Consider the following 10931-nt stretch of genomic DNA (forward strand, 5'->3'; position numbering starts at 1 on the left):
GGCGTATCAGCATAACCGTGGCGGGCGGCGCGTGGCCGCCCGCGCGAACATCAGGCTGCCGCTTTGGCGGGCGGGGGCGCAGCATCGTGACGACGCATCATCCACCATTGCTGCAGAAGGCGGCATAGGCCGTTGACCACGTAATACAGCACCAGGCCCGACGGGAAGAACAGGAAGATCACCGCGAACATCAGCGGCATGAACTTCATCATCTTCGCCTGGGTGGGATCCATGCCGGCCGCCTGCGGCATCAGCCATTGCTGTGCCAGCATGACGATGGTGTAGAGCACCGGCAGCACGAAATAAGGATCAGCCGCGGATAGATCGTGAATCCAACCGAAGAACGGCGCCTGGCGCAGTTCCACGCTGTCACGCAGCACGTAATACAAGCCGTAGAAAATCGGAATGGTGATCAACAGCGGCAAGCAGCCTGCCACCGGATTGATCTTTTCCTTCTTGTACAGCTCCATCGTCGCCTGCTGCATCTTCTGGCGATCGTCGCCGTAGCGTTCTTTCAACGCATCCATGCGCGGCTTGAGCTTGCGCATCTTCGCGGCAGATTCGAACTGCGCGTTGGTGAACTTGAAGGTGACAAGGTTGATCAGCAGCACCAACAGGATGATCGACACGCCCCAGTTGCCGGTGAGCTTGTCGAGTTGCGCGAGCACCCAGTGCAGCGGTTCCGCGAAGATCTTGAGCATGCCGTAATCGATGGTCAGCTCAAGGCCCGGCGCGACGTTCTTCAACACGTCCGGCAGTTTCGGACCGATATAAAGCTGCGCGCTGCTGCTGACGTGCTGGCCTGGCGCGACGCTGATTTGCGGGCCGACGCTGCGGATGACGTAACGCGGTGCATTGCCGTCGTCGTTCACGACCGTCGTTGAAAAGGTTTCGGCTTCCTTGGCCGGCGGAATCCACGCGCCGAGGAAGTACTGCTGCATCATCGCTACCCAGCCGCCGGTGACCTGGCTTTGCAGCGGTTCTTTTTCGAATTTGTCGTAGCCCAGCTTGTTGAATTTCTGCTCGGGGCTGTACCACGCGGCGCCGAAGAAGCCGTATTGCGACTGATCGGACATGCGTTGCAGGTAGTTGCTATAGACCGGCACCGGACGATTCACGCGCTGCAGCTGGCGGTACGCGTTGCCATCCCAGGTTTTGCTGCTGCCGTTGTCGATCTGCTGGTCGAGATCGATCGCGTAGCTGCCGCGATGCAGGGTGTAGCGCTTCAGTACCTTGATACCGGACGGATCGGTCCAGGTGAGGTCTACGTTCAAGGCATCTTGGCCAGCCGCCAACTCATAGCTGGTCTGTGCTGCCTGGAAGATCGCGCGATGATCGGGCGCGGCGCCGTCGGCACTCACCAAGCCCGTTTGCGCGGCGAAATAATCGGTAGCGCCATCATCGAGCAGTCGGATCGACGCCGGCTCGGGATCTTTCTTGGTGCGCGGCGTGACCGGGTACTTCAGCAGTTCGGAACGCACGACGCTGCCGCCGCGCGTGTCGATGGTCAGGCGCAGCACATCGGTCGTGACGGTAATCAGCTGGGCCGTGGCTGTCGCACTCTCTGCACCACCGTTTGCAATCGCAGGTGCGGCGCCAGGCACTGGATTGCCGCCCGCTGCTGTCGTCGATGTCGTAGTCGGCGTGTTGGTCGGATGCGGGGCGTAGTCTTGTTCCCAGGCCATCCATAGCAAATACGCCACGGCCAAGAGGGCGAACAAGAGGAAGGTGCGCGTTTGATTCATCGCGTAGCGATCCGGTGGAGGGCGCCGCGACGGCGGGCCGCTGAAGATGGAAAAGGTGTGGTCAACACGCGATTGTGGAGGTGTCGCCGTCGCGCTTCAACGGTAAGAGTTTGCGCCAGAGGGTTTCGAGTTCGGCCAGAAGCTCCGGACCCGGTACGCCGGATGCTTGCTCTCGGGCCATGACCACGAGATCCAGTGCCGGGAGCTGGTTGCGGACGCGACGGAACGACTCTCGCGCCAGCCGCTTGATGCGGTTGCGCTCCACGGCGCGTTTGGAAACCCGCTTGGAGATGGCTAGACCCAACCGGGCATAGCCCAGTTCGTTCTGGCGATAGCGCACAGAAAAACAGCGGCCGCCGAGGCGGCCGCTGGCTTGACGCAAGACGGCAAAGTCACCGGCTCGGCGAATCCGCGCCTCGCGCGGTAGGCCGGCGGCACCCATATGCGTGAACGCTTATGGGATCAGGCGCTTGCGACCCTTGGCGCGGCGTGCGCTAAGGATCTTGCGGCCGTCGGCCGTGGCCATGCGTGCACGAAAGCCGTGGGTGCGGGCGCGCTTGAGCTTGCTGGGCTGGAAGGTCCGCTTCATGGCTTCCTCCTAAGTGTATGGGTGAAAAGATCGGAAATTATGCGGAATGAAGCCGGTTCGTGTCAAATGGGGGTATGGTGGCTACTTGTGGATATCCGTGTGGATAGTTGGCCTGTGCGTGCTGCTAGACTTCCCGGTCCACCCCGCGCGAAAGCGCCCTTGCTGTGGTTGAAGAGTATCCATGAGTGACCTGTGGCGGCGCTGTCTCGAGCGTCTGGAAGGCGAGTTGAGCGCTGAGGATCTGCACACCTGGCTGATGCCCCTGCAGGCACGCGATGACGCGGACGGTCTGCAGCTTTACGCGCCTAATCCCTACACCCTGGATGCCGTTCGCGATCGCTACCTGACTCGGATCGAGGCCGTACTGACCCTGCTCAACGGTCATAGCCTGCCCGTGCGGCTGGAAGTTGGATCCAGCGCGATCGCAACCAGCAACGCTCGCACACCATCCCCCTCCCGGCCGGCGACGGTCGTGGAACCGGTGGCAGCGAGCTTCAACCACAACCTCGACCCGCACTACACCTTCGAGACGTTCGTCGAAGGTAAATCCAACCAGCTCGGCAAAGCGGCGGCGATGCAGGTGGCACAGAACCCTGGCCGCGCTTACAACCCGCTCTTGCTGTACGGCGGCACCGGCCTGGGCAAGACGCATCTGATGCATGCAGCTGGCAATCTCATGCGCGAGCACAATCCGAATTGCAAGGTGATGTACCTGCGTTCGGAACAGTTCGTGGGTTCGATGATCGAAGCACTGCGCACCAAGAGCATGGACGAATTCAAGCGACGCTTCCGTTCGGTGGACGCGCTGCTGATTGACGATATCCAGTTTTTTGCGGGCAAAGACACTACGCAGGAAGAGTTTTTCCACACCTTCAATGCGCTGTTCGAATCCAAGCAGCAGATCATCCTTACGTGCGATCGTTATCCGAAGGAAGTGGACAAGCTCGAGCCGCGATTGAAATCGCGCCTGGGTTGGGGCTTATCCGTAGCCATCGAACCGCCGGACTTCGAAACGCGCGCAGCTATTTTGTTGGCCAAAGCACACGATAAGGGTGTGTTGGTCAGCGAGAACGTAGCGATGCTTTTGGCCAAGCGCATTCGTTCCAACGTGCGTGATCTGGAAGGTGCGCTCAATACGCTTGCCGCACGCGCCAACTTCTATGGCAAACCAATCACCACCGATTTCGCGGAAGAAACGTTGCGCGATTTGCTTGCCACGCACGCACAAGCCGTGACGGTACCGAACATCCAGAAGATCGTCGCCGAGTACTTCGGTGTGCGCTTGCAGGACCTGCTCTCCAAGCGTCGCGTGCGTTCACTGGCACGGCCTCGACAGATGGCGATGGCTCTGTCCAAAGAACTTACCGAGCACAGCCTACCCGAGATCGGGGATGCCTTCGGGGGGCGCGATCACACGACCGTATTGCATGCCTGCCGCACCATCCGCAAGTTGTGCGAAACCGACACACGGATGCGGCAGGATTGGGAACAGCTGATTCGTACTTTGACGGGTTGATCGCGCAACGTTGAATAAGCGCTTGAAAACCGGCAGGGTATCCTGTGGATAATATGAAGACACTTTGAGGCGCCAAAGTTATCCACTGACGATACACAGATCGAAGGTGCTTCAAGGCACAGGGGCATTTACCACAAGTCTTTGTTTATAAAGGATAATTTGAGCTTATCAAGTTATCCACGGTGCCTACTGCAACCACTACTCTTCTTTTAAAAACAGAACTGCAGGATAGGGAAAGCACACACATGCAATTCAGCATCCAACGAGAAGCTCTGCTTAAACCCTTGCAGCAGGTCGTCGGAGTGGTCGAGCGTCGTCAGACGCTTCCGGTACTTGCCAACCTCTTGGTGAAAGTAAGCGACGGGAAACTGTCGTTCACCGGCACCGACCTTGAAGTGGAAATGGTCGCATCCACCGACGCAGATAAATTGGTCGATGGTGAAACCACCATTCCCGCGCGGAAATTGTTCGATATCGTGCGCGCGCTACCGGATGGCGCGAAGATCGAGCTGAAACAGAATGGCGATCGTGTAGCGCTGAATGCCGGTCGCAGTCGCTTCACGCTTGCCACCCTGCCTGCTACCGAATTTCCGACCATCGACGAAATCGAGTTGGTCGAACGTGTCAGCCTTCCAGAAGAAGTCTTGCGCGATCTGATGGACCGCACCTCGTTCGCGATGGCCAATCAGGATGTGCGTTATTACCTCAACGGCATGTTGCTCGACTTGCAAGAGCACGCACTGCGCTGTGTTGCAACCGACGGGCACCGCCTTGCTCTGAAGGAAACGCATCTAGACAGCAAGGTTTCCTCTCGCCGCCAAATCATCATTCCGCGTAAAGGCGTGAATGAGTTGGTGGGCTTGTTGGAGTCGGGCGAGGGCACCGTCGAACTCGAGTTCGGCCGGAATCACCTCCGCGTTCGACGCGGCCAGGTCGTTTTCACTTCGAAGCTGATCGACGGACGTTTCCCTGATTACGAAGCCGTCATCCCACTCGGCGCCGACAAGCGCGCGACGCTCGATCGGGAAGTGCTACGTGGAGCCTTGCAGCGTGCGGCGATTCTCTCGAACGAGAAGTACCGCGGCGTAAAGCTGGAGTTTTCGCCGGGCAAGCTGCGTATCGTCGCGCACAACCCGGAGCAGGAAGAGGCGGTCGAGGAAGTCGAAGCGGAAACCGGTGTTTCGGATCTGACGGTGGGCTTCAACGTCGGCTATTTACTGGATGCTTTGGCGGCGCTGCGCGGCGATAAAGCACGGCTCAGCTTGCGCGATGCGCAGTCCAGCTGCCTTGTGCAGGAAGACGACAACGAGCAGTCCCGCCACGTGATCATGCCTCTGCGGCTCTGACCCTTGGCATGATCGCCTTGGGTGTGCTGTTGCAGTCACGACGCCGGAGCCATGCGCTCCGGCGTCTTCGTTTGGGAGCGTTGCACCCGTGAGGTTGGAACGGTTGCAGCTACGCGGGCTGCGCTGCATTGGCGATACGTCGCTCGATGTTGCACCGGGGTTCAACGTCCTGGTGGGGCCTAACGGCGCGGGAAAAACTTCCGTTCTTGAGGCAGCGTTCCTCCTGTCACATGGCCGTTCATTCCGAAGTGGTGCCCGCGATGCGCTGTTGCAGCGTGGCGCCTCCGCGCTGAGCATTTTTTCGACCCTGCGCCACGATGATGGGCGCCTGCTACGACTGGGTCTTGGGCGAGAAGGCGTTCGCTGGGACGCCAGGGTGGATGGCCAGGATGTACCGATCGGCCAGCTCGTTCGGGAATGTGCCGTCGTCTGCTTCGAGCCTGGTTCGCACGCCTTGATCGCCGGAGCAGCGGAGGAACGCCGCCGCTTCCTGGATTGGGGTGTGTTCCACGTGGAACAGGATTTCCTGCCCACCTGGCGACGCTATCAACGAGCTCTCAAACAGCGGAACAGCTTGCTGCGGACTCATACGTTCGACGACGGGGGGGTATATGACCCCTGGGAGAGGGAGTTGGCTCGCTGCGGATCATTGATCGATCAGTGGCGCCGCTCCTACCTGGATGCGTTGTTGCCCTATTTGAGGGAGCAGGCGGCGTTGTTGCTGCCGGAACTTGGCGCCCTGGAACTCCGCTACCGTCCTGGATGGCCCGAGGGCGCGGATCTGGCGGAAACCCTGGTCGCTCAGCGGTCGCGGGATCTAAGCCGTGGTCATACGACCGCTGGGGTGCATAGGGCGGACTGGTCGTTGTCCTTTTTGCAGGCACCTCAGCGGGAGCACTTCTCCAGAGGTCAGGAAAAACTGGTGGCCCTGGTCTGCCTGCTCGCCCAAGCCCACCTGGATGCCGTCCATCGCGGCGAATGGCCGATCGTCTGCCTCGATGACCTCGCTTCCGAGCTCGATCTAGCGCATCAATCCGCGGTTACGGAAAGCCTGCTGGCGGTTCCAGTACAGGTACTCGTCACCGGAACCGAGCTTCCCAGGCCTCTTCAAAAAGCATCCGTAAAGGTGTTCCACGTGGAACAGGGATCCGTGGCGCCCCTGCTATAATTGCAAGGTTGCATCCAGCCCGGCTCTTTTGGCGCCGCCCCGGGTGGATTAATGGCGTCGGGAAATGGCTATTGCATGAACGCATCCTACGATTCGAACAGCATCAAGGTACTCAAAGGCCTGGAAGCGGTGCGCAAGCGCCCTGGCATGTATATCGGCGATACCGATGACGGCACCGGCCTCCACCACATGGTGTTCGAGGTCGTGGATAACTCCATCGACGAAGCTTTGGCTGGCTACTGCGACCATGTCCTCGTGACCATCCACGAAGACGGCTCAGTAAGCGTTGTCGACAATGGTCGTGGCATTCCGGTCGACGTCCACCCGGAAGAGGGCCGTTCCACTGCCGAGGTGGTGATGACGGTGCTGCACGCCGGCGGCAAGTTCGATGCGAATTCCTACAAGGTTTCCGGCGGTCTGCATGGCGTCGGCGTTTCCGTAGTGAACGCTCTCAGCGAACACCTCTGGTTGACCATTCGGCGCGACGGGCACGAGTACCACCAGGAGTACGCGCACGGCGAACCGCTGTACCCGGTGAAAATGGTGGGCCCGTCGGAAAAGCGCGGCACCACGGTGCGCTTCGTTCCCAGCCCCCAAACCTTCACTCACATCGAGTTCCACTACGACATTCTGGCCAAGCGCCTGCGCGAGCTGGCCTTCCTCAACTCCGGCGTCACCATCGATTTGCGTGACGAGCGCGGGGAAGGGCGCCACGACACGTTTGCGTACGAAGGCGGTATTCGTTCCTTCGTGCAGCATCTGGCCCAGCTGAAAACCGCGCTGCATCCGAATGTGATCAGCCTCAGCGCCCAGCAGGACGGCATCACCGTCGAACTGGCGATGCAGTGGACCGACTCCTATCAGGAGACGATGTTCTGCTTCACCAACAATATTCCGCAGCGCGATGGCGGTACCCATCTCACCGGGTTCCGTGCTGCATTGACTCGCGCACTGCAGGCTTATATCGAAAAGGAAGGCCTGGCCAAGACCGCCAAGGTCACGCTGTCGGGCGACGACATGCGCGAAGGCATGATCGCCGTGCTTTCGGTGAAAGTCCCGGATCCGAAATTCTCCTCCCAGACCAAGGACAAGCTGGTTTCGTCCGAAGTGAAAACGGTGGTGGAGCAGGTGGTCTACGAGAAGCTCGGCGAATTCCTGCTGGAGCATCCGAACGAGGCGAGGGCGATCGCCTCGAAGGTTGTCGACGCTGCGCGCGCTCGCGAAGCGGCGCGCAAGGCGCGCGAGATGACCCGCCGCAAGGGCGCGCTGGATATCGCAGGTCTGCCGGGCAAGCTTGCCGATTGCCAGGAGAAAGATCCTTCGCTATGCGAACTCTTCCTGGTCGAGGGTGACTCCGCAGGCGGTTCCGCGAAGCAGGGGCGCAACCGTAAGACGCAGGCCGTGCTGCCGTTGAAGGGCAAGATCCTCAACGTCGAAAAGGCACGCTTCGACAAGATGCTGTCGTCCGCTGAAGTCGGCACGCTGATCACTGCCCTGGGCACCGGCATCGGCAAAGAGGATTACAACCCCGACAAGCTGCGTTACCACCGCATCATCATCATGACCGACGCGGACGTGGACGGTTCGCATATCCGCACGTTGTTGCTGACCTTCTTCTACCGCCAGATGCCCGAGTTGATCGAGCGCGGCCACGTCTACATCGGCCTGCCGCCGCTGTACAAACTCAAACAAGGCAAGCAAGAGCTGTATCTGAAGGACGACACGGCACTCAACGCGTACCTGATCTCCAGCGCCGTCGACAACGCCGAACTGACCTACAGCCCTTCCGCGCCGCCAATTAGCGGCGAAGCGCTGGAAAAACTGCTGCGCGACTATCAGGCCGCCCTAGATCAAATCGAGCGCCTGGGTCATCGCTTCGATGCCAACGTGCTTACCGCCATGCTTGAGCATGCGCCGATCGAAGCCCATCAATGGAACGATCCGGCGGCGATGCAAACCTGGCTGGACGGCATCGCGTTGAATCTCGCCACCAGTGGGCTGGGCAAACCGCGCTATCGCTTGGCGCTGCGCCCTGCGCACGGAGAGCATCCGGCGGCGATCGAAGTGGTGCGCGATCAGCATGGTCTCAGTCACACCTGGCTGTTGCCGCAACCCTTCTTCAACAGCTCGGAATTCCGGCCGATCCTCAATGCCAGTCAGCAATTGGCCGCTTTGATCCAGGTCGATGCAGTCGTGCGTCGAGGCAATGCTTCGCGTGGCGTCGTACGCTTTGCCGAGGTCCGCAGTTGGCTGTTGGACGAAGCCAAGAAAGGTCGCACCATCCAGCGCTTCAAGGGCCTGGGTGAAATGAATCCGGAACAGCTGTGGGAAACCACGGTGAATCCCGAAACCCGGCGCATGTTGCAGGTGGGCGTTGAAGACGCCATCGCAGCCGACCAGATGTTCTCGATGTTGATGGGCGAAGCGGTGGAACCGCGTCGCGATTTCATTGAAGCCAACGCTTTGAAAGTCGCCAATCTCGATATCTAAAGCCACCACGTGGTGCGGAAAATATTCCGCACCACGCCAATGGTTTGCTACTCGCGCATTAATGCATTAATACGAACTGCCGTTCCTCCGCCTTCTTGCGACCACGACGAAGCGCGGCTTATACGCGCGTCTTTGTCTTTTATTTGCGAAAAATGCGCGGGCGTATGGGGTGGATGTTATAAGCCTTTGATTTGAATGTGGCTTTTATGCCGCATTGCGACTTGTTATCGATAGTCGCCTCAGGGTAATCTCAGTGATCCCCCGCACAGCTTGTGCGTGAAATCCGACTCCTTCCATTTGAGGAACGCTATGAAACACGCTTCCCTGAAGATGCTGGCCGGCGCAGCGTTTGCGCTGATGTTGGCAAGCACTCCGGCGCTAGCGAGCGATAACTCGTCGAGCGGTCAGAAAGCGGCTCCGCTGTATCCCAACGCGACCCGCAAAGAACCGAAGCTCGACTTGACGGATGCCAAGGAGCAAAAAGCGCTCAACGACGGCATCGATGCAGCGCAAGCGAATGACAAGGACAAGGCGACGCAGCTGCTGCAGCCGATCATCGACAACAGCAAGAGCAAATACGCACAAGCTTTGGCGCTACAGGCAATGGCCCGTATACACGCCGGCAACAACGACCTGCCGGGCGGTATCGATCTGTTGAAGCGTTCGCTCGATAACGGCGTGTTGCCGAACGACGCGTACTTCCAGCTCGAATACGAACTGGCGACTTTCTACCTCCTCAACAATCAGTTCCAGCCATCGATCGATACGGTTGAGAAGTGGCGCGCCGAAGGTAAGAACGAAACGCCGGAATCCTATGCGCTGGAAGGCGAGGCTTACTATCACTTGCAGAAATATCCAGAGTCCATTGCAGCCATCAAGAAAGCGCAATCGATGACGGACAAGCCGGATCCACGCTGGAATCAGCTGCTGATGCTCGATTACAACGATTCCGGTCAGAAGGATCAGGCCGCGGCGCTTGCGCAGAAACAGTTGAGCGCATCGCCTACTGATCCAACCGCATTCCACAACTCGCTCAGTCTGCTCATTCAATCGCAGAAATATCCCGATGCGCTGAAGTTGTTGGAGCAGGGCAAAGCGAATGGCTTGGTCACCACGGAAAACGACTACGTGACGATGACCAAGCTCTACATGAATACCGCGCAAGAAGCATCTGATCCGGGTCCCGATTCGACCAAGGCCGTGCAAGTGCTGCAGGAAGGCATGAGCAAGGGCGTGGTGAAACCCAGCGCCGAAAACTACGACTTGCTGGGCGACGCCAACATGATCGGTGGTGACACGGACGCAGCGGCTGCGGCGTACAAGAAAGCCATCCCGCTAGCCACCAATGGCGAGCCGGCACTGAAAGCGGGTGTGGCATCTCTTGCCCAGAACGAGTACAGCACGGCGAAGTCGCTTATCCAGCAAGCCATCAGCAAGGGCGTGCAACATAAGGGCCGAGCCTATATGGATCTGGCTCAAGCGAATATCGGCCTCAAGGACAAGCCCGCTGCGGTCGATGCAGTGATGGAAGCTAAGAAAGATCCGGAAACTGCGGCGCAAGCCAAAGCCTGGTTGCAAAAAGCCAATATTGGCAATTGATTGAAAGACGCTTGGCGCCTGTATCACGGGGTCTTATGGACGTCCATAAGACCGCCACTGAAATGCTATACAAACGCCATGTGCTGTTGTACCGTTGGACTTTTCCCGCACTGTCCAGTGGCAAATGTCACCCCTCTAGGGAACAACTTTGCCGCTGGGTGCTGCGACCACGTCACTCGATTGACTAGCTCCTGATTGAAAGCGACAGATGGCCTCAAGTAACGAAGAAACCGGCGCTAAGCCATTCAGTTGGGCCCGCACATGGGCGCTGGCGGTAGCCATTGCGCTGCATGCGTTTGCTTTCCTGCTATTGATCGCTCCTGCGGCGCCTCCGAAAACGGCGGAAGTCCAGAAAGACAAGATCGTGCAGGTGAACTTCATCGAACCCCCGCCGCCGCCACCGCCGCCGCCACCGCCGCCGCCGGAACCGCCGAAGCAGCCGCCGCCGCAGATCATCAAGCAGGTGGTTCCGCCGCCG

General features: G+C 59.2%; 8 protein-coding genes and 1 pseudogene. 6 read left to right on the forward strand and 3 right to left on the reverse strand.

Features of this window, described 5'->3' with window-relative positions:
* Positions 1 to 50: 50 nt before the first annotated feature.
* From yidC to rpmH, 3 genes are all read right to left on the reverse strand, one after another.
* Positions 51 to 1745 carry a membrane protein insertase YidC gene (gene yidC, locus QQL64_RS01410; protein ID WP_284395287.1) on the reverse strand — a complete coding sequence of 565 codons (1695 nt, stop codon included), beginning with the start codon at positions 1743 to 1745 and terminating at the stop codon, positions 51 to 53.
* 61 nt (positions 1746 to 1806) lie between these two features.
* Positions 1807 to 2187 carry a ribonuclease P protein component gene (rnpA, locus tag QQL64_RS01415; RefSeq protein ID WP_284395289.1) on the reverse strand — a complete coding sequence of 127 codons (381 nt, stop codon included), beginning with the start codon at positions 2185 to 2187 and terminating at the stop codon, positions 1807 to 1809.
* Positions 2188 to 2199: 12 nt separating this feature from the next.
* Positions 2200 to 2334, reverse strand: coding sequence for a 50S ribosomal protein L34 (gene rpmH / locus QQL64_RS01420; RefSeq protein WP_049621303.1), 135 nt, complete (start codon positions 2332 to 2334; stop codon positions 2200 to 2202).
* A 181-nt stretch (positions 2335 to 2515) separates the two neighbouring features.
* Here rpmH and dnaA point away from each other — a divergent pair, with 181 nt between their 5' ends.
* The 6 genes and pseudogenes from dnaA to QQL64_RS01450 form a co-directional block, all read left to right on the forward strand.
* A complete protein-coding gene (gene dnaA, locus QQL64_RS01425) occupies positions 2516 to 3850 on the forward strand; it encodes a chromosomal replication initiator protein DnaA (RefSeq protein WP_284395295.1) in 1335 nt (444 codons plus the stop codon).
* A 245-nt stretch (positions 3851 to 4095) separates the two neighbouring features.
* Complete coding sequence (gene dnaN, locus QQL64_RS01430; RefSeq protein ID WP_284395296.1) at positions 4096 to 5196, forward strand: DNA polymerase III subunit beta; 1101 nt, start codon at positions 4096 to 4098, stop codon at positions 5194 to 5196.
* Between the two features lie 88 nt (positions 5197 to 5284).
* Positions 5285 to 6364 carry a DNA replication/repair protein RecF gene (gene recF / locus QQL64_RS01435; protein WP_284395297.1) on the forward strand — a complete coding sequence of 360 codons (1080 nt, stop codon included), beginning with the start codon at positions 5285 to 5287 and terminating at the stop codon, positions 6362 to 6364.
* Positions 6365 to 6439: 75 nt separating this feature from the next.
* Complete coding sequence (gene gyrB / locus QQL64_RS01440; protein ID WP_284395300.1) at positions 6440 to 8854, forward strand: DNA topoisomerase (ATP-hydrolyzing) subunit B; 2415 nt, start codon at positions 6440 to 6442, stop codon at positions 8852 to 8854.
* Positions 8855 to 9163: 309 nt separating this feature from the next.
* Complete coding sequence (locus QQL64_RS01445) at positions 9164 to 10453, forward strand: tetratricopeptide repeat protein (protein ID WP_284395301.1); 1290 nt, start codon at positions 9164 to 9166, stop codon at positions 10451 to 10453.
* A gap of 208 nt (positions 10454 to 10661) precedes the next feature.
* A pseudogene (locus QQL64_RS01450) lies at positions 10662 to 10931 on the forward strand (energy transducer TonB); the annotation flags it as partial.

This window comes from Dyella lipolytica (assembly GCF_030160075.1).
Taxonomy (GTDB): Bacteria; Pseudomonadota; Gammaproteobacteria; order Xanthomonadales; family Rhodanobacteraceae; genus Dyella_B; species Dyella_B lipolytica.

What these genes read in the sequence shown, in the direction of transcription:
- yidC (WP_284395287.1), bottom strand. Translation starts at nt 1,745, where the DNA reads ATGAATCAAACGCGCACCTTCCTCTTGTTCGCCCTCTTGGCCGTGGCG.
- rnpA (WP_284395289.1), bottom strand. Translation starts at nt 2,187, where the DNA reads ATGGGTGCCGCCGGCCTACCGCGCGAGGCGCGGATTCGCCGAGCCGGT.
- rpmH (WP_049621303.1), bottom strand. Translation starts at nt 2,334, where the DNA reads ATGAAGCGGACCTTCCAGCCCAGCAAGCTCAAGCGCGCCCGCACCCAC.
- dnaA (WP_284395295.1), top strand. Translation starts at nt 2,516, where the DNA reads ATGAGTGACCTGTGGCGGCGCTGTCTCGAGCGTCTGGAAGGCGAGTTG.
- dnaN (WP_284395296.1), top strand. Translation starts at nt 4,096, where the DNA reads ATGCAATTCAGCATCCAACGAGAAGCTCTGCTTAAACCCTTGCAGCAG.
- gyrB (WP_284395300.1), top strand. Translation starts at nt 6,440, where the DNA reads ATGAACGCATCCTACGATTCGAACAGCATCAAGGTACTCAAAGGCCTG.
- QQL64_RS01445 (WP_284395301.1), top strand. Translation starts at nt 9,164, where the DNA reads ATGAAACACGCTTCCCTGAAGATGCTGGCCGGCGCAGCGTTTGCGCTG.